Annotated in this window: 15 protein-coding genes and 1 riboswitch; of the genes, 2 read left to right on the forward strand and 13 right to left on the reverse strand. The window is 64.8% G+C overall.

Features of this window, described 5'->3' with window-relative positions; translation table 11 throughout:
- From VII69_05110 to VII69_05130, 5 genes are all read right to left on the reverse strand, one after another.
- Positions 1-395: LysM peptidoglycan-binding domain-containing protein (locus VII69_05110; GenBank protein HEY5094484.1), on the reverse strand; the 395-nt coding region annotated here is incomplete at its 3' end.
- A 1-nt stretch (position 396) separates the two neighbouring features.
- A riboswitch (cyclic di-AMP (ydaO/yuaA leader) is annotated at positions 397-546 on the reverse strand.
- A 181-nt stretch (positions 547-727) separates the two neighbouring features.
- Positions 728-2062: a phosphoglucosamine mutase gene (glmM, locus tag VII69_05115; protein ID HEY5094485.1), complete on the reverse strand. Its 1335-nt coding sequence runs from the start codon at positions 2060-2062 to the stop codon at positions 728-730.
- Positions 2059-2715 (reverse strand): CdaR family protein, encoded by a 657-nt coding sequence (locus VII69_05120; GenBank protein ID HEY5094486.1) that lies wholly within the window; start codon positions 2713-2715, stop codon positions 2059-2061. The genes glmM and VII69_05120 overlap by 4 nt, the downstream gene beginning before the upstream one ends.
- Entirely contained in the window at positions 2699-3553 is an 855-nt protein-coding gene (gene cdaA / locus VII69_05125; GenBank protein HEY5094487.1) for a diadenylate cyclase CdaA, read from the reverse strand. The genes VII69_05120 and cdaA overlap by 17 nt, the downstream gene beginning before the upstream one ends.
- Positions 3554-3559: 6 nt before the next feature.
- Positions 3560-4408, reverse strand: coding sequence for a hypothetical protein (locus tag VII69_05130; protein ID HEY5094488.1), 849 nt, complete (start codon positions 4406-4408; stop codon positions 3560-3562).
- Positions 4409-4531: 123 nt separating this feature from the next.
- Between VII69_05130 and rpsT the strand changes: the two genes are divergently transcribed.
- Complete coding sequence (gene rpsT, locus VII69_05135) at positions 4532-4777, forward strand: 30S ribosomal protein S20 (protein HEY5094489.1); 246 nt, start codon at positions 4532-4534, stop codon at positions 4775-4777.
- 3 nt (positions 4778-4780) lie between these two features.
- Positions 4781-5593 (forward strand): hypothetical protein, encoded by an 813-nt coding sequence (locus tag VII69_05140; protein ID HEY5094490.1) that lies wholly within the window; start codon positions 4781-4783, stop codon positions 5591-5593.
- 124 nt (positions 5594-5717) lie between these two features.
- Here VII69_05140 and priA read toward each other — a convergent pair whose 3' ends face one another.
- The 8 genes from priA to VII69_05180 all read right to left on the reverse strand — a co-directional run.
- Positions 5718-8105, reverse strand: a complete 2388-nt coding sequence (gene priA / locus VII69_05145; protein ID HEY5094491.1) for a primosomal protein N' — start codon at positions 8103-8105, stop codon at positions 5718-5720.
- Positions 8102-9133, reverse strand: a complete 1032-nt coding sequence (locus tag VII69_05150; GenBank protein ID HEY5094492.1) for a 3-dehydroquinate synthase family protein — start codon at positions 9131-9133, stop codon at positions 8102-8104. Before VII69_05150 ends, priA begins: the two co-directional genes overlap by 4 nt.
- A gap of 44 nt (positions 9134-9177) precedes the next feature.
- Positions 9178-9702, reverse strand: coding sequence for a shikimate kinase (locus tag VII69_05155; GenBank protein HEY5094493.1), 525 nt, complete (start codon positions 9700-9702; stop codon positions 9178-9180).
- 39 nt (positions 9703-9741) lie between these two features.
- On the reverse strand, positions 9742-10326 hold the full coding sequence (locus tag VII69_05160) for a BsuPI-related putative proteinase inhibitor (GenBank protein ID HEY5094494.1): 585 nt from the start codon (positions 10324-10326) through the stop codon (positions 9742-9744).
- Positions 10327-10432: 106 nt separating this feature from the next.
- Positions 10433-11284 carry a hypothetical protein gene (locus VII69_05165; GenBank protein ID HEY5094495.1) on the reverse strand — a complete coding sequence of 284 codons (852 nt, stop codon included), beginning with the start codon at positions 11282-11284 and terminating at the stop codon, positions 10433-10435.
- The gene (locus VII69_05170) at positions 11284-16239 is read right to left on the reverse strand and encodes a tetratricopeptide repeat protein (protein ID HEY5094496.1); all 4956 of its coding nucleotides are present in this window, start codon (positions 16237-16239) and stop codon (positions 11284-11286) included. Before VII69_05170 ends, VII69_05165 begins: the two co-directional genes overlap by 1 nt.
- 181 nt (positions 16240-16420) lie before the next feature.
- A complete protein-coding gene (aroC, locus tag VII69_05175; protein ID HEY5094497.1) occupies positions 16421-17608 on the reverse strand; it encodes a chorismate synthase in 1188 nt (395 codons plus the stop codon).
- 98 nt (positions 17609-17706) lie between these two features.
- The coding region (locus tag VII69_05180; GenBank protein ID HEY5094498.1) for a secretin N-terminal domain-containing protein at positions 17707-18997 on the reverse strand (1291 nt) is incomplete at its 5' end.

Here is an 18997-nt window from a genome sequence, read left to right on the forward strand (position 1 = left end):
ACATGCGTCGCAGCCCAAACGGCCTGCGATGCCATCGTGGGCGCCGAGATCGCCGACATCGTTGTCCGCGCTAACCGGTGCACCGGAGTCATCCGGATCGCAGTACGGGGTTGCATCGCGGCCACATGGCTCACGCGCTTCGGCGCGACGACCGCGCGCTCGCCCACAATAAGATTCTCGCCGGGCTGCAAAATGCTGCGGTCCGTCAGGTGGTTGAGGTTTTCGATCTTCGCGGTGGAGACGTGGACCCGCTGGGAGATGGCCCAAAGCGAGTCGCCCGGTTGCACGGTGCAAACGACGGGCCGGTGAAGCGACGTTGCTTGCGCTGCAGATTGCTGACCGAATACGGCGCACAGCGCGAGCATTGACGAGAATAAAGCTATACGTCTAGGCAACTGGTCCTCTTTCAACGCCTACGGGGTTAGCTGTCGGGTTAGCGCTGAAAGTGCGCCTCCGCGCGCTGCGCGGACTCACCCCAAGTCCCTGGGTCCCCCGCTTCGCTTTCGGCGTTCGAAGCCTCGAAAGCGAACTCGGCGATTGGCGTTCGGGTTCCGCTTACGCGGGAACCCGGCTAGTAACTGTGCACTCCCCCCGAGCTCTATAGCTCGGCGACGTGACTTAATAATATTAACAGAATGACCTCGTTACAGCCGTGCTGCCGGTCACTACGAGACGCCTTCGGCTACTAAATGTATCGTCCTTCATACTAAGCGGGTCCGTCCCGCTTTTAGACTGGCTGTGCCGCTTGAATGCTCTCGGCGATGCCGGCTGCCATTTTGTTCATCTCGGCCTCGTCGTCGCCTTCAATCATGATGCGCACCAGAGGCTCCGTGCCCGACGGGCGCACGAGGAGCCGCCCACGGCCTGCGAGAGCCGCCTCAACGCTCGCCACAGCCTGCTTAACCCTATCGTCAGCCTCAAGGCAGGCTTTGTCGCGCACGCGCACGTTGATGAGAATCTGTGGGAAGACGGTCATCACGGCGGCCAACGATGCGAGTGTATTACCTGCGCCGATGAGGCTGAACACCCGCACGGCAGTTGCAACGCCGTCACCGGTCGTGTTCGACGCGAGGTCGATGATGTGGCCGGACTGTTCTCCGCCGAGCCGGTACCCGCCGCGCTGCATCTCTTCCAAGACATAGCGATCTCCGACCGCAGTCCGCAGCATCGTCACGCCCATTTCGCGCATAGCGAGTTCCAGACCCAGGTTGCTCATCACCGTTGCGACGACGGTGTCCTTCGGCAACTCACCCGCTGCGAGTAAGGCTTTGGCCCAAATGGCGAGCACGTGATCGCCGGTGACATCGTGGCCGTCCTCGTCCACGAAAAGCGCACGATCGGCATCACCGTCGAATGCCACGCCGAAACTGCCCGGAATCTTCCGCACGGTCGCCCGCAGCGAAGAGAGATCCGTAGCACCGCATTTGACGTTGATGCGCCGTCCGTCGGGCAGGCAGTGGATCTTCACGACGGTCGCGCCAAGTTGCGCGAAGACTTTCGGACCGATATCGTACGCCGCGCCGTATGCGCCGTCGACGACGATTGTGCGGCCGGCGAGACTGCTGCCGAGTCCAAAGCAATGGCGCGCGTACGCACCGACCGAGCGGCGGCGATCGAGAACAGTGCCGACGCTCGCACCCGTCGGACGCGGCAGCTTGTGGTGCGCTTCCACATGCTCGGCGAGCTCGTCTTCGAGCGTGTCCGGCAGCTTGCAGCCATCCGACGCGAAGAATTTGATCCCGTTGTCTTCGATCGGATTGTGCGACGCCGAGATCATGACGCCGGCCGCCGCGTCGAGCTGCCGAGTGAGGAACGCGACGCCCGGCGTCGGCACGACGCCAAGTTTCCAGACGTCCAATCCGACAGAACAGAGTCCAGCGGTGAGCGCCTCTTCGAGCATCGGACCCGAGCAGCGGGTATCCCGGCCGACAAGCACAGGACGCCGTTCGCCGTGCTCCGTCAATACGAATCCGCCGGCGCGGCCAAGGGCGAACGCAAGCTCAGGCGTCAAGAACTCGTTTGCCACACCGCGAACGCCGTCCGTGCCGAATATGCGGCTCATAGGGATTTCGACTCCTTCATCACTCCGACCGTCGCGTGCACGACCGGCGGATCCATCGTGATGCCGGGAACGGGGAGAAGTTGGTTGTTGACCGCCACGGGGCGCAATTCCATCACCACAGGTTTCTTATCGGCCGGATACGCGAACGTCACTTCGGCGGCCATGACCTGCGCGACGGTTGATTGGGCGCCCGCCACTACGACGGTCGTGGGGACGACCTCCAGACGCATGCCGTCGGCGGCGCCGGTATCTTGCGGCACGACCGGCACTCGGCGGTATCCGTAACGGTCCAGCACGAGCGTGGCCGTGGACGGCGTGATGGATTTGACGCTGTCCGTGCCGGCGCCGCGAAGCGAGATCTCCAGTGCATACGTGCCCGGACCTTTTCCAGTGCCGTCGACGAACGCGGTGAAGTCGTCGGGCGATAATCCGTCGAGTTTCGTTCGCGCACCCGAAAGCTCTATCGTCACCTGGCGGATCGTCGTCGCCGCGACGAGTCCGCTTGAAACATGCTGCACCGTGACGGGAACGACGAGCGTCTTGGAGTACGTCGTCGCGCCGGCGGTCAGGTAGTTGAACGTGAACCAGAGGATGAATCCGATCAGAAGCGCCGCGGCCTTCAGCCCGAAATTGCGGCTAATCGATTCGAGCATTGTTCTTCGCCGACCGGCTCCACAGGTTGCGTACCGCGTCGATCCAGCCGGCTGGGCGCACCGGCGACGGCCGCGTGAAAATGCTCTTCAGCGCATGGTTGATCGCATCAGCCGATCCGAAATGATCGGTCAGCTTGCCGTCCTGCGCGACGGCGATGGCACCGGTCTCCTCGGAGACGACCAGAGCGACGGCATCGGTCTGCTCGGTGATGCCGATCGCCGCACGATGGCGCGTGCCGCGCCGTCTGTCGGCGCTGTCGACGTTCTCCGACAACGGCAGGAAGCAGCCAGCAGCCAAAATCCGGTCGCGCCGCACGATGACCGCGCCGTCGTGCAGAGGCGTCCGCGGCATGAAGAGCGCTACGAGCAACTCTGCCGAGATGTGCGCGTCGAGCGCGGTGCCGCTCTCGGCGTACTCTTCGAGGCCCGTATTGCGCTCGACGACGACGAGCGCGCCGATCGCCGCCCGCGACAGCAAGACCGCCGTCGACGAAAGCGCGCTGCACAGCTCGGCGATCGCCTCGGCATCGTGATGCGCGGCGTGCGGTTCGAGGAAACCGGTCCGCCCGATCTGCGCCAGCGCCCGGCGCAGCTCCGGCTGAAAGACGACCGGAATGGCCACACCGATCGCGATCAGCAGACCGTTGAGTATCGAGAACATCGTCCACAGATGGAAATATTCCACGAGTTGACGCAGCACGACCAGCAACGCGATGCCCTGCAATATCTGCACGGCGCGCGTTCCTCGTATCAAGAGCAGCACGATGTAGACGATATACGAAGTGAGCGCTATGTCGACGAGGTCGCTCCAGCTCGGAGCGATGTGCGGGAGGGTCATGACCCGCTACCGCGACCGCTGCTGCATCGATGCGAGATGTGTCTCGAGCACTTGTCCTCGTTGAGCGTTCAATCCGATGTTCGCATTCAGAACGCCGAGCAACGCGTCCAGCGGCACGTGCGAGAGCAGCGCCGCGGCGCCGAGCCGTCCGCCGTAGCGGCGCGCCTCGATGTCGAGCACCGCTAATGCGCGATGCAAGGGGGCGCGTTTGAGGTCGCCATATTCGAGCACGACCACCGATGTGCCGTCGGCTTCCGATGCTGCGGCATACGCGCCGACGTCGCTGAATCCGCTGTCCGCGCCGCCGACCGCCGCGCACATGCGCACGAGCGCTTCGTCGGGAACGGCCTCCAATCGCGCCTTGAGGATCACGGTCGGCGCACCGACCTCGATCGCGACGCCTCGGCATTCCGAGCCGCCGAAGGGCAATGTCGGACCTGATTGGCCAACGCTCAGGCCCTTGCGGCCCCAGGGCATTGGGCGCGCGAACGCCCACGCGGCGGCGGGAACGCGTCGATGGGCCACGTAGACCGGCGCCGCAAATGCGCCGTGTGCCGCCACGGCGATGGACCGCAGCGTTTCTTCATCCGGCAAATCGGTCTGATCGGCCGCCATCAATTCAATGCGATACGCGCGTCCGGCGGCATGCACGCCGGCTGCGCACGAGGCCACGATCTCCATCGCCGCGATAAGTCGATCCATCGATAGCACGCACGTGATCGCCGAGCAATTGAGATCGGCGTCGTTCTGATTGTGCACGACCGTCCCGCAACTCACCAGCGCGCGCGCACATTCGGCCAGCGTATGCGGCGCAAGTGCGGGATTCACGACTGCGCGCAGGAAGACGTTCGTCAAGACGAAGCTTTTGTTCCGCGTTTGACGCTAATCTCCCCCGAAAGATGCGCGCCGCCTTGCTTCGAGGCGTGTAAATATGGTATGATTTCGTGGATTTTTGCCAACGCGATTAAGGAGCATTTGGTGCCGAATATCAAAGCTGCGATCAAGTGGACCCGCGCGTCCGAGAAGCGCCGCAAACGCAATCTGTCGGCGAAGACAAAATTGAAGACTCTCGTCAAAAAGGCCGGCGCGGAAACCGCCGACGCCGAAACCGTGAAGACCGCGTCCTCCGCGCTCGATAAAGCCGCGGCGCGCGGCATCATCCATAAGAACAAAGCCGCGCGGCAGAAGTCGCGCATGGCGAAGAAAACGACAAAGAAAGCCTGACCGTTGACAAAAGCGGCAGGCATAGCCGCAGCTTGGCTGATCGCATTGGCCGCGGCGACGACTTGCTCGTTCGGCGGGACCGCTGCCGCAAGCGCTCCCCTGCCCACACCAGCACCTTCAGCTTCTTCTTCGCCTTCAGCGCTGCCCGGCGGCCGTGCCACGACAAATCCGTTCCCGAGTCCGTCTCCGCTTGAAAGCGCTTCCCCGGGCATCAATGGCTACGGTGCCATCGTCTTTGACGTCGCAAACGGCTCGGGCGGAAACTATGTGCCGGCCAAAAGTACCGCGCCGCCGCTCGCGTTTCCGTCAACCGGCGGCCGCGGATTCACCATCGATGTCACCGGCAAGCTTTCGCGAGCCTTCGCCGCGTCGTTGCGGCTTCAAGACGATTCATTCCATGGCGGCGACAAACCAAACGTCACGACCACCGAAGGCGCGCTGCTTTACGATCCGCGCGGCGCACGCGGCGCGATAGGCCTCGGAATCATCTCGTTGCAGCGCTTCAACGGCATCTCATCCGCGACCGGATCAGGAATCGGCGGGCTCTTCATGCCCGACACGACTCAACATCTCAGCGCGTACGGCAAGCTCTTCTTCTACCCGTCGCTTTCGTTTCCGGAGATCGGCGTATCGCCGCCCACCAAACCCGCAGTGCGCGGATCGCTGTTCACCTACCAAATGGGCGTGGCGGTGGCTCCAAACGGCAGCGGCGGACTCTTCATCTCGATCGGGCTCGGCGGCCATTCCGGCGGCCCTAGCTCCTATTCGCCGCAGTCCGTCACCGCGTTGCAGCTCGGAATCGGGTCGACTTTCTAGCTTAGTCCATCCCGTAGGAGGGCAAGCATCGCTTGCCCATTGGGTGAGCGTTGCTCACCCTCCTACGAAAACGGGGCAAGCGATGCTTGCCCTAGTACGGATGCCCCCGCAAAGTTCTCCTGTTTCAGCGCGGGTCGACGGTCACGGTTACGCGCACGTCGCCTTGCGGCCGCGCATCGTGTGCCGCGTGCGCCGCATCCAACAGTCGCTCCTCGCTCGCCGACTTCAGCGCGATCCGCAGACGGTATTCGCCGCGGGCCTTCGGCAGCGGATCGGGCGCCGGCCCCAATACTTGGACGCCGGGAAAATCCGAAACGAGCGCACCGGCGAGATGTGCGGCCGCTTTCTCAGCCGCCGCCGCATCGACACCGGCGACGCCGATATACGCGAGCCTGCCGAACGGCGGATACGAGAGCTCGCGCCGCAGCGCTAGTTCTTGTTTCGCGAACGCGTCGTAGTCGTGACGAGCCGCGTGCGTCACCGCGTAGTGTTCGGGAGAATACGTCTGCACGATCACGCTGCTGCCGGGCGACACCCGGCCGGCCCGGCCGGCTACCTGCGTCAACAACGCAAATGTGCGCTCGGCCGCGCGGAAATCCGGGCGATGAAGATCGACATCGGCCGAGATCACTCCTACCACGGTCACCGTCGGAAAATCCAAACCCTTCGCGATCATCTGCGTGCCGATGAGGATATCGCCGTCATCGCCAAACGAATGCAGCAATCGGCCGTGCGCGCCGCGCGTGCCTGTCGTGTCGGCGTCCATACGCACGACGCGTGCAGCCGGAAAAAGCGCCCGCACTTCTTCCTCTACCCGCTGTGTGCCGTAACCGAACGGCCGCAATTCGTGAGCAAGACATTTCGGGCAATCTTCTGGAACCCGATAGGCGGCGCCGCACACGTGGCAGCGCAAGGATCCGTCGGCGCTGTGCACGACCAGGGAGATCGCGCAGCGTCTGCAACGGGGCGCGAAACCGCACGCGCGGCAGAGCAGCAAACCGGCGTAGCCGCGCCGGTTTACGAATAGAAGCGCCTTCTCGCCGCGGCGCAATGCCGCGTCCACGGCGGCGACCAACGTCGGTCCGAGCGGCCGCCGCGCGCGCTCGCCGCGTTCGGCCGTCATGTCCACAATCTCAACCGGAGGCAGCGGTGCGCTTGTCGCGCGCTCCGCAAGCCTCACGTGCAAGATGGAACCCTCAAGCGCCTCGTTGTAGATCTCTAAGCTTGGCGTGGCGCTGCCGAACACCACCGTGCCGCCGGCCACGAGCATGCGCCTGCGCGCGACGGCTTGCGCGTCGTAACGCGGCGCGACATCCTGCTTGTACGATGGCTCTTGTTCTTCGTCCACAACGATGAGCCGCACGTCGGGCAGCGGCGCGAACACCGCCGACCGCGCGCCGACGACGACGTCGAGCGCACCGTCCGCGGCGGCCTGCCAGACGCGATTGCGTTCGGCTGCAGACAAGCCGCTGTGCAACACGCCGACCCGGTCCCCGAATGCGGCGGAAAAACGCGCCGCGGTCTGCGGCGTCAGTGAGATCTCCGGCACGAGGACTATGGAGCGCCCGCCGCGCGCCCGCACGCGATCGACGAGCTGCGCGTAGATATGCGTTTTTCCCGAACCGGTCACGCCGTGGAGCAACGCGACGGCAGTGCCGGCGCGCGCAGCGGCGTCGATTCGTTCGATCGCATCGGCTTGTCCGGCCGTGCTCGCAAACCCGCCGGTGATCGCGGTGACGACCGCCCGATCGCGCGCTTGAAACGCTTCGATGCGGACCATGCCCGAACGTTCGGCGCGCTTGATCGTGTCGGCCGTGACGGCCGCACGTCGCCTTGCGTCCGCGGCCGGCAGCGATCCGTCCGATGCGAGCAGGGCGTCGGCTAGTCTGCGCTGCGCGGGCCCTTTTGCCAGCGACGCATCCGCGATCACAACCCGCGACGGGACGCGCGAGGTCCGTGGCGCGCCGCGTTGCAGTGCCTCGCGGCGCTCCAAGACATTCGAAGCGATCAAGCGGCCGAGTTCGCGCCGCAGGGCCGCGAGCGTGGTCTTCAGCCGTGCGCGTTTGAGCGCGCGGGCCGCCGTCACAAGGGTGAACGGCGATTCGCCGGCGGCGCGAGCGAGCGTCGTCGCGAACCCGTCTTCGGCGTGAGGCGCCGCCACGAAGACGTACCGGCGGTGAGCGGCGGCGTTCGTCGAGCGCGGCGCGGCGGTCAACAGCGCTTCGCGATACGTGCATACGAATCGGTATCGCAACCACGCAGCGAGCTCGATCGCCGAGGGGTCGAGCGTGGGCGCGTCGGCGTCGATTCCCTCCAACGCCTTGACGGCGTCGTTCGCAACGTCGCCGGCCGCCGCGGGTCCGACGACCCAGCCGTCGACCGCGCGGTTTCCGAGCGGCACGCGGACGCGTGCGCCGAGCTCGACGCCGTCGCCGGCATCGTACGTAAATGCGCCGTCAAGGCGTCCGGTGGGGACGTCGACGACCACCTCGACAAGGCCCCGAAGTGTCACCCCGCGCGTTCGCCCTCGCCGGCCGGCCGGCTGCATTGTGCGAGAACGCGACGGATCTCCGGTTCACGCACATCGATGCCTGGGATCACCTTACCGATCCGGTCTGGAAGCACGAATCGATGTTTGCCGCCTGCGCGTTTCTTATCGCGTCGCATCGCGACCAGCGCGGCGGAAACGGAAATGCCCTCAGCGTGCGTGTCAAGACCAGCATTTGAAAGCGCGCCGAGGACCCGCGCGTGCGCGGACGCACTCCACATCCCGCGATTCAACGCAAGCAATCCCGCAGCGCGCAATCCGACGGCAACGGCCGCGCCATGCGAGAGGCGGAAGCCGCTCGCGAATTCGAGCGCGTGACCCACGGTGTGCCCAAGATTCAGCGTGACCCGAACGCCGGATTCCAACGGATCCAGGCCGACGATCCGCAATTTGACTGCGGCCGCTCGAGAGATCAATGCGGGCCAACGGCCCACTGCCGCACCGACATCGAATGTCTCGCACTCGCGGAACAACCCTGGATCGCCGACGATCCCGTGCTTCACGATTTCAGCCATGCCGGTTCGGCGCTCGCGCAGCGGGAGCGTCTCGAGAGCGCCCAGGTCCCCGACCACGGCGATCGGCTGCCAAAACGATCCGGCCAGATTTTTGCCCTCTTTCAGGTCCACGCCGGTCTTGCCCCCGATCGCCGCATCCACCATACCGAGCACCGTGGTAGCGACCGCGACCCACGGCACGCCGCGAAGGTACGTGGCCGCGGCGAAACCGGCGAGGTCGGTCACGGTGCCGCCGCCGATCGCGACGACGAGCGTCGACCTGCTCGCGCCGGCGGCGACGAAATCGCTGTACAGCTTCGCGACGGACGACAGACGCTTACACCTCTCGCCTCCGGCTACGCCTGTTTGCCCGAGGACACGCACGCCGGCATCGTCGAGTTTCTTTCGCGCGGCCGCGGCGCGCGGTCCAACCGCGCGATCGAAGACGATGTACGCGTCGCGCGCCCCCGACCCGGCGGCCGCTCGCACGAGATCCACTTCGGCACGCTGCGACGCGAGATATTGAACCCGACCTCGCCGCGTCAAGCGTTTGACGCCACGGAGGAGGCGCGGCGACGATACCATCGCGCGACGGCGTGCGCGACGGAAACCGGAGTGCGGCCATCCACGAACACGCAATGGTCGTTATCGGCGTACGCGTCCGCGCGCGCAGTCATCACCCGCTGAATCGTCGCGAGATCGGGCGCCGCCCCAAGCAACGGCCTGTGGCTTCGATGCGCGACCCGCGAGAACGCTCCGGCTGGCGTGATGGAGAGGTGCACGATGGTTCCGCTCCCGTGCATCGCCGCGCGATTTGCGGCCGACACGACAGCACCGCCGCCGACGGCGACGATCGTCGCCGAAGCCGCCGCAAGCCTTACGATCGCCGCGGCCTCAAGCGACCGGAATTCGCCCTCGCCGGCCGTCTCGAAGATGTCGGCGATCGGTCCGTGCTCACGCTCGATCTCGGTGTCGGTGTCGGTGAACGGCAGAGTGAGGATCCGTGCCAGCCGTCGCGCGGTCGTCGTCTTTCCCGCGCCCATGAAGCCGGTCAACCAGAGATTCATCGAACCGGCGGTTCGACGCGCGCCGCAAGGCGGCCCGCCTCAGAACGGTTTGGTCAGCGCCTGCGTCTCTTCGACGCCGTAGAAGCTTGCGACCAGCCGATATTCTCCGGCCGGCGTAGGGCTGGTCGGCGATTCATCGATCGTCCAGTCCGCGACGTAGACCTTTGTCTGACCGGGCACGAGTCGAAGCGTGGTCGGTGTTCGCCGTATATTATGGAAGTACGACGAACGCCAGACTTCCAACGGCAACACAATAAGTCCGCCGAGGTACGAATGGACGCGGCGGGTGACGAACTCGCACTGCAGTTCCGATGGAAATGACAGCGTCATCGGCAGCGCGGAGTCGTTGGTCACCGCAAATCGAAATTGTACATCGCCGTGGTCCGGCAAAATGGGCAACGGCCGCTCGGTAAGCGGATCCAATATCTCGAAGTCGTACGTCATTCCCAGCGGCAACGTCGGATCCGGGCGATGCAGCAATTCGGCAAGGCGCGACGGCACCATTGGCTCGCCCGCGGCCTGGTGCGATACGAAGCTCACCCCGAACAGCACCAAGAAGACGAGAACGATGATCGTTATCGTCAATTGGCCGATGGAATTGGGCCTGGGCCGAAGCGGCCTCACGTATTGGCCTCAGCGTAAATCGACCGCCTCGTCTGGCACGGCGTCACGCATGTCATCTAATAGGGATTGTCGGCCGCGTCCCGCTCAGCCTTTAGCTTTTCGAAGATCAGTCGCGGACATAGTTGCCGCCGAGCATCAAGAGCACGCTGAGCTCGGCTGCAAGACCTGGATCGATGGCCTCAAGACCTGCCCAAGCCTCGGCGTCGGCAGGATCGCTGTCTAAGATGCGCGTGTAGGCGCTCGCAAGCTCGCGATGCACGTCCGCGCGATCGGGGATGACCGCGAGCAGTTCGCGCCATGCTGCGACCTCTTGCGACATCTTGCCTTGCGAATGGCACAGAAAGGCGTAGCGCTCCAGCGCTTCCGGCAATTCGGATGTGTCGCCGCTGCGGGCAAGCTCCACGACCCGCTGTGCGTCGTCGAGCGATTCGGGGTTGAGTGCGGCGATGCCGCGCGCGGCGTCGCACGCGTCTTTGCCCTTACGTTCGTTAAGCAAGTGATCGAGCGCGCGCCGGAAGCGGTCAAGCGCTTCGTCGCGCTTGCCGAGAATCGCGTATTCAGCCGCGAGCGCGGCAAGGGTCCGGCCGTCCGCCGCGTTGGTCAACAGAAATTCTTCATACTCGGCGACACCGTCGGCCCGCCGGCCAGAGCCGCAGAGCACGGCGGCAAAACTGAGACGGATCGCGACATCGTCGGGGAATTCAGCGGCCAAACGCTCGACCAGGTCCACATCGGCGGGCGCCGGACTCGACGCTGCAAATTCTGCGAAGCGGGTCGCGACTTCGTGATAGTGAGCGGGCCGCGCGGCTTTTTTCAAGCCTCCGAGCATGCCGCGCCGCGCGGGTGTGCCGGACGAAAGCGCTTGCGCGAGCGCAAGCTTGGCGTCGTCACGCCGCCCGTCGAGCTCGAGGCGGTGTGCGGTTTCGATGGTGGCTTCCATCGCGTTCGGACGGCCCATCAGTTCGAGATCTCCGCACTGCGCGTGGGCAGGCGTTTCACTTTCGGACCTTCCACCGAACCGATCTTGTTCTTGACTGAGCGGATCTTATCGGCCACATCGCGATACGTGCAATCGCGCGCGTAGAGCTCTTCGAAGGACGAGAGCGACAACGCGAGCGACTCTTGATCCGTCTTGCTTTCGTACAGATCGCCGAGGTTGTACAACGCGTCGTTGTATTGGCCTTCGGGGAAGCCCGACGTCTCGATCGCCTTTTGGAACCGCTTGGCGGCGGCGGTATCGAGTCCTTGACGGCGCAGGCACAAGCCGATGGCATTGAGGCAGCGCACCACGAACTCCGGTTCGCGCTGAATGGATTGCAGGATGACCAATGCTTCTTCGACCCGGCCGAGCTCGCGGTATGCGATGCCGAGATTATATTTCGCGGCGACATCGCCGCTTTCGGCGGTCCGCTCGAGGCGAGCGACGAACTGCTCGATGAAATCGGCGTTGGCGTCGTCGAAGCGCGCGAGGGCGATGAGGAGCTCGATGGCCTGCCCGATCTCTCCCCGGGCGGCTTTCACCACGGCCAAGCGATAGCGCGTCGCGGTATGGCCCGGGCGAATCGCCGCGGCGGTCTCCAACAATTTTTCGGCGGTGTCGTAGTCCGGGAAATGATCCGTGAGCAAGCAGGCCAGTTGGTACGAGGCGCCCGCATCGTTCGGATTTTCCGCGACTGCCCGGCGATACGCGTCGGCCGCTTTCTCGAACTCGCCTTTGCTTAGGAACAAGTCGCCGCGCACGGATTCGTCGACCGCTTTCACGGCATCCGCGGCTTTGAGTTTCAGAGCCGAGATGCGCTCGGCGAATATCGGGTCGTCACCCGCAAGGGCCTCTGCGTCTTTGAGCGCAGCAAGGGCCTCTTGACCACGCGACCACTGCACCAGCCGCTCTGCGGCCTCGATGAGCTGCTCGATGGCGCCGGATCGATCGCCCACCGCTTGAAGCAGCTTCGCGAGTTCGCGGCGGTACGGGACCGGATCTTCGGCGGTTTCGGCGAGCTGACGGCAGACCCGTTCGACGTCGGATGCATGGTGTTGCAAGCCGTACGCCGCAAGAGCGCGATCCAACATCGCCGCGCTTTCGGCCGAGCGGCCGGCACGATCGTACGCGCGAGCGGCAAGTTCGAGCGCCGCGCCGTCGTCCGGACGGACGGCGAGCAGCCGAGGCACGAGTTCATTCGCGCGGACGTGGTCGTCGCTGCCGAGGTACAACACCATCGCGGCCCCGTACGCGACGCCGGCGGCGAGCTTGTTGCCCACCTTTTCGTGCAGCGCACCAAGCTCTTCGCGGAATTGCGGATCATCGGGGAAGCGCGCGACGAGGTCCGCATACGTCTCGAGCGCTGCGGCGGGGTCCTTCTCCGAGGCGAAGTGCGCGTCGTCGCGCTGCAGCGCCGCGGCCGTGCTTTGATCGGCGAACGTGAGGAACAGTTCACCGAGCCGAGCGTGCGATAAGCTGGCCTTTTTGGGATCGAGCGAAGCCATCAGACGATAGGCATCTCGTGCGCGATTGACGTCCCCGAGGTCGCGCGAAAGATCGCCGACTGCGAGCAAGAACGCTCCGGGCGCCGCCACGACGTTCGCGCGTGCGCGCGCGACGCGCAACGCTTCGACCGCGCGGCCTTCGTGGATGAGGCCGGCGAGTTCCGCGGCGACCTCGAATGGGATCTCTCCTTCGGCGGCGAGATTTTCGATCGTGCGCAGCGATTCGCCGCAGACCTCCGGCGGCACGGTCGCCACAACGGCGTCCGCGTGCGGGCCGGCTTGAGCCGGCTGACGGCGCTGTTCGGAGTCCAGCGTCGCGCGAACGCCGGTCAATTCCGTTTCGGCGGTTGCGATGTTCGACCGCAACTGGGTGAGTTCGCCTTGCGCTTCGGCCTTCGCGGCCTGGAGCTCCAGCGCGGCGTAACGCTGCTCGCCGACTTTCGCGGATATCTCCTCGAGTGCGAGTGTTTCGCCGGCGAACTGCTTGGCCTTGGCGTCCGTGTCTTTGAGCGCGGCCTCAAGTGCGACGAGCTTGAATCCGAGCGCTTCCGCGTCTGCCTCGCGCTTGGCGCGCACGGCTTCGGCCTTTTCCGCTCCGGCCAGAGCTTCGATGCGTTTCAGTTCGGCGGCAGCGGCGAGGGACTTTGAGTTCGCATACGCTTCGTCTAGATCGTGCTTCTTCGACTCAAGCTCGGCGAGCGCAGTTTGGGTCTTGGCGAGATCCGAGACGATGGTCGCATGCGTCGCTTCCTTCTCGCGCGATGCTTCGTCGCCGATGGCGCGCAGCGCGAGGACGGTCTCTTCGGCTGCTGCACGTTCCGCATGCAGCGCTTCGACCTCCATGTCCAGTTTTTTGCGTTCGGCGACGAGCTTCTTGAGCGCTTGCTCTTCCGCGGCGAGTGCATCGGCTGCAACGGCGGCGGCGGCTGTCGCGATCTCGGCCGAAGCCTTTTGCGCGAGCAAGTCATCGAGTTCGGCCTGTGCGTGCGTGCGGCGCGCTTCGATGCCGCGCAACGCGAGTTCTTCTGCAGCCTTGGCTGTTTCGGCCGTCTCTCGCTCGGCGGTGAGCTCGGCGATGGTGGCCTCGACGCTCGCCTGGGCCTTGACGACGCGTCCGCTCCGTTCGCTTGCGTCGGAGACAAGTTTTTCCGCAGCGGATTTTTGCGCGTCGAGCGCGTCCATCTCGGCTTTTGCCGCGGTGCGTCTGCCTTCGAGCTCGCGGAGCGCCGCTTCTTGAATGGCCTTGGCTTGTGCGGCGGCCTTGCTTTGCGCCAGCAACGCGTCCATCTCGAGCTTCGCTGCGGAGCGGGCCGCTTCAAGTTCCTGAAGCGCGCTTTCCTGAGCGGCCTTCAACTGAGCTGCTTCTTTGCTTTGCGCCAGCAGCAGGTCCACGTCGGCGATCGCGCCGGCGCGCTTGCCTTCAAGTTCGCGCAGCGCCGCCTCTTGAGCGGCTTTGGTCTGCGCGGCCGCTTTGCTTTGCGCGAGCAGCGCGTCCATCTCAGCTTTCGCGGCGGCGCGGGCCGCCTCGAGCTCGTGCAGCGCCGTTTCCTGAGCGGTTTTCGCCTGCGCTGCTGCTTTGCTCTGCGCCTGCAGCGAATCCATTTCGATCTTCGCCGCGGCGCGCGCCGCTTCGAGTTCGTGCAACGCCGTTTCCTGAGCCGCCCGGGCCTGTGCGGCTGCCTTGCTCTGCGCCTGGAGCGTCTCCATTTCGAGCTTTGCGGCTGCGCGCGCCGCGTCGAGCTCGTGTAACGCGGCTTCTTGCGCCGCCTTGGCCTGTGCGGCGGTCTTGCCTTGTGCGAGCAGCGCATCCACGTCGGCCGACGCGCCCGCGCGCTTGCCCTCGAGATCGCGCAACGCAGCTTCCTGCGCGAGCTTGGCCTCCGCGGCGGCCTTGCTCTGCGTCAGCAGCGCGTCCATCTCCGACTTCACGCTTGCGCGCGCGGCCTCAAGCTCGTGCAATGCCTTTTCTTGTGCGGCTCTCGCCTCCGCGGCCACTTTGCTCTGTGCCTGGAGCGAATCCACATCCGCGAGTGCGCCTGCGCGCTTGGTCTCAAGCTCGCGCAGCGCGGCTTCTTGGGCTCCCTTGGCCTGCGCCGCGGCTTCGCTTTGCGCCCGGAGCGCGTCCATTTCGGATTTCGCGGTTGCGCGGGCTGATTCGAGATCCCGCAGCGACGCTTCTTGCGCCGCCCGCGCAAGGGTCGCAGCGTCGCTTTGCGCACGCAAGAGTGCGATGTCGGTTTCCGCCTGCTCGCGCTCGGCGCGAAGCGTTTCGACGGTCGACTTCACGGATTCGAGTTCTAGCTCGGTCGCTAAGCGCTGTCCGGCCAACTCCGCGAGCTCGCTCTTGAGCTCCGCGCGGTCGCGGCCCGCATGAAGCGCGTCGTCGGATTCTTGACGCTGCGATTTCTCCGCGTCGGCTTTCCGGCTAAGGAGTTCGGCTTCGAGTTCGGCGCACGCGGCGCCAAGGCGGTCGATCTCTTCCACGATCCCGTCACGCTGTGTCGACACGCCTGCGAGATCGGCTTTGGCCGCAGCCAGCGATTGCTCTGCTGCTCGTGATGCGGTAGCGGTCTCCGGCGCCGCTGCTGCGGGCGCTTGAACGGCAGCCTGCGGTTTCGCGGCAGGTTTTGGAGCGGCCGCGGCCTTCGGAATCGGTTTCGCCAAGGGTGCGGCTTCTTCCGCAGCTTCGGCTCCGTGATCTTCGAGGTCGTCGAGCATGAATCGCGCTTTTTGATTGCTGCTATCCAGTGCGAGGACCATGTTGAGCAGTTGACGGGCGGTGCCGACGTGCCCCGCTTCGCGCGCGATATCCGCGGCGTGCACGTAGTAGCCGAGCGCTTCCGGAACCATGCCCTTCGTCTGATGGAGCTGCCCCATGTGCACGAAGGCCTGGCTGTGGGACTTGTCGCGGTCGATCACCTTCTTGAACGCGAGAATGGCTTGGTCGTGCTGGCCGTTGGCTTGATAGATGCAGCCCGCTTCGAAGAGCGCGGGCACGTGTTTGAGATTCGAGCGGCGCAGCACGTCGATAAATTTCGCGAGCGCGTCTTGCGTGCGGCCTTCGACGACGTCGGCTTGACCGAGCTGGAAGATCACGTCGACGTTGACCGGATCGATTTCGTGAGCCGTCATGAAGGCCTGACGGGCACGCGTCATGTCGGCATCATCGTAGAGGAAGCCGTTGCCCGCTTGGAGGTAAGAGCCGATCGCCTCTTCTTTTGCTCCGGCCGCGGCGAAGAGACCGGCCGCTTCAAGCCGGACTTCGGGGCGGCAATCGACAAGCGCCACAAGCTCTTTCAGAGCCGCGATCGCGCCGTTGTTGTCTTTGGCGTCGAGGCTCGCACGGGCCGTGACGAGAAGAGCCGCCGATTGCTCGTCAATCGAAGTCCCGTCGCCCGCCTGTGCCCCGCCCGTTGTCGCTTTTGCCACCGCTCACTTTTTCTTGAGGCGTTTCGCCTCGCCGATCGCGCGTCGAACGAATGCGCTCCCGCAGCGCCATGATCACGACGAAAGTCTTGTACCCTTATTCAATGTATCGGGTGCAGACGGCGTGAGCGATGTGCCGCTAGGACCATTAATCCGGGACATGCAGGCGATGTGACGCCGCGCACTAGCCTTGCGGCGCGATGACCGGGCCGTCGTGCTTCGGAACGGCGAAGAGCGCGAGGGCCCCCTTCTGAGATGCTTCGAAATTCGCGCGCAATTCCTCGACCGAATCGGCCCCGTACTTCTCCGACACCGCTTCTGCAAGCGCGAGGCAGACCATCGCTTCGCCGATGATCGAGGCGGCCGGGACGGCACACACGTCGCTGCGCACGATGGTGGCCTTCGCGATCTCACCGGTCGTCAGGTCCACCGACGCCAGCGGGTTCATCAGCGTGGCGATCGGCTTCACGCGCACTTGGACGACGATGTCTTGGCCATTGGACATGCCGCCTTCGATGCCGCCTGCTCTGTTGCTCCCTCGGCTGGGCTTATCCGCACCGGGCTCGAACGTGTCGTGCGATCGGCTGCCGACGTACCCTCCCGTGACGATCCCGGTTCCGACCTCGACTGCTTTGACCGTCTGCACGCTCATCATGGCCGCCGCGATCCGCGCGTCCAGCCGGTCGAAGGGCTGACGGTTCGCGCCGAGTCCTACGGGCATTCCCGATGCGCACACGGCGAAAACGCCGCCGAGCGTGTCGCCGTTCGCCTTCGCCTGATCGATGCACGCCACCATTGCGGCCGACGCCTCGGCGTCGTGGCAGCGCACTGGGGACGCGTCCAGCTCGATTGCGCTGGGCGTGCCCTCCGGTATCGCAACCGCGACGTCGCCAATCTGCAGGACAAAACCGGACACGGAGATGCCGATCAGGCCGATGTATTGCCGTGCGATCTCGCCGATGGCCACGCGCATGGCGGTCTCCCGAGCGCTCGCCCGCTCAAGCACGTTGCGCAGATCGCGATGGCGGTATTTCACGGCGCCGGCATAGTCCGCGTGACCCGGGCGCGGTCTTGTTATCGGCGGCCCCGATCCGGTCCGCGGATCCATAAGGGCGCGGACGTTGTCAAAATCTTTGTTCCTAATGATGACGGCGAGCGGCGACCCGAGCGTGACTCCGCCGCGCAGTCCGGCCAGGAAATCCACGGCGTCCGTCTCGATCTGCATCCGCCTGCCGCGCCCATGCCCGCCTTGCCGGCGCTGCATCTGCGCCGAAAGCAGCTCGAAATCCACGCGCATGCCTGCCGGCAACCCGTCGACGATCCCAACAAGCGCGGGCCCGTGCGACTCGCCGGCGGTCAAATAGCGAAACATTTCTTTGTATTATCCCCGACTGACTTGCGAACGAAAAAGGCCCGCAGCGCGCTGGCGCCGGCGGACCTTTTCTTTGACTGCGGCGCGCGCCGTTCTTGCTACTTCTCGGCGACGATGTGCGGCGTGATCAAGAAGACAACTTCGTTGTGGAGTTTCGTTGTCTGCACGCTGCGGAAGAACGCGCCGAAGATCGGGATGTCGCCGAGCAGGGGGATCTTCGAGAGCGATTTTGTCGTCTCGTCGTCCAGCATGCCGCCGAGCACGATTGTGTCGCCATCCTTGACGCGCAGCGTCGAGTTCGCCTCGCGCTGATCGAGGATGGGGAACGTCTGCACGAGACCCGTGATGGTGCTGCGCTCCGCGTGCAGCGTGGTGGTGATGTAGCCGTCGGAATTGATGATGGGCGTGATGTTGACTTTGACGCCGATGTCGACGTAGTTCACCTGGAAGTTGCCGGCTTTCGGATCGAAGTACACGATCGGGTACTGCGTGCCGACGAGCAGGCTGGCCGGTTGGTTATCCAGCGCTGAAATGCGCGGGTTGGCCAGAAGCTGCGCTTCGTTGTGCGTGAGCAAGTAGTTGAGTTTGCCCTGCACGAACACCGCGTTCCGGGTGAACGGCTGCGGCGCGATCGGGTTGCCGCTGAACTGTTTGGCGGAGATGTCCGCGCCGGGCGGGCACCCGACGCAATTCTCGAACAGATCGAACGGCGACGCGCCGGCCCAGCTGATGCCGCTGTTGTTCGTGTCATTGTTCGACGTGATGTCGACGACTTTGACTTCGAAGATCACCTGCGGCGCCGGGATATCCGCAAGCGCCATGAAGTTGCGCGCCGACTGGATGATGTCGGGTGTTCCGCTGACGAGCAGCGTGTCGGTGCGCGAGTCGACCGAGAAGCTTGTCACCGGAATGACCGTGGCCAACTGTTTCGCGAGGTCGGCCGGATTCGAATATTTGATCGGAAACGCCACTTGCTGCGACGCGACTTGTCCGGATTGGCCGAACTCCGCCGCGAGATCGGCAGGCGTGCCGACGACGTAGACGTTGCCGACTTGGCGGTAGTCGAGCCCGCTCGATCGGACGATCAGGTCGAGCGCGGTCTTCAGCGGCACATCCGTGAGATCGACCGTGACGGAACCGTGGACGTTTTGTGTGGCAACGATGTTTTGGCCGCTCTCGTTGGCCAAGAGCTTGAGGACGTCAAGCACGTCGGCGTTCTTCACGGCGAGCGTTATGGTGCGCGGACCGCCGTATCGGTTCGACGACATGCCGGAACCAGACGACTGCGGCGATGAGTTGGAAGCCATGACGCCGTGATGCGGCGACATCGAGCTCGCAGAACCGCTATGGTAGCCAGGCATGCCCGGAACCTTGCAATAGAATTTTCCG

The organism is Candidatus Eremiobacteraceae bacterium (assembly GCA_036511855.1).
Lineage (GTDB): Bacteria > Vulcanimicrobiota > Vulcanimicrobiia > Eremiobacterales > Eremiobacteraceae > JABCYQ01.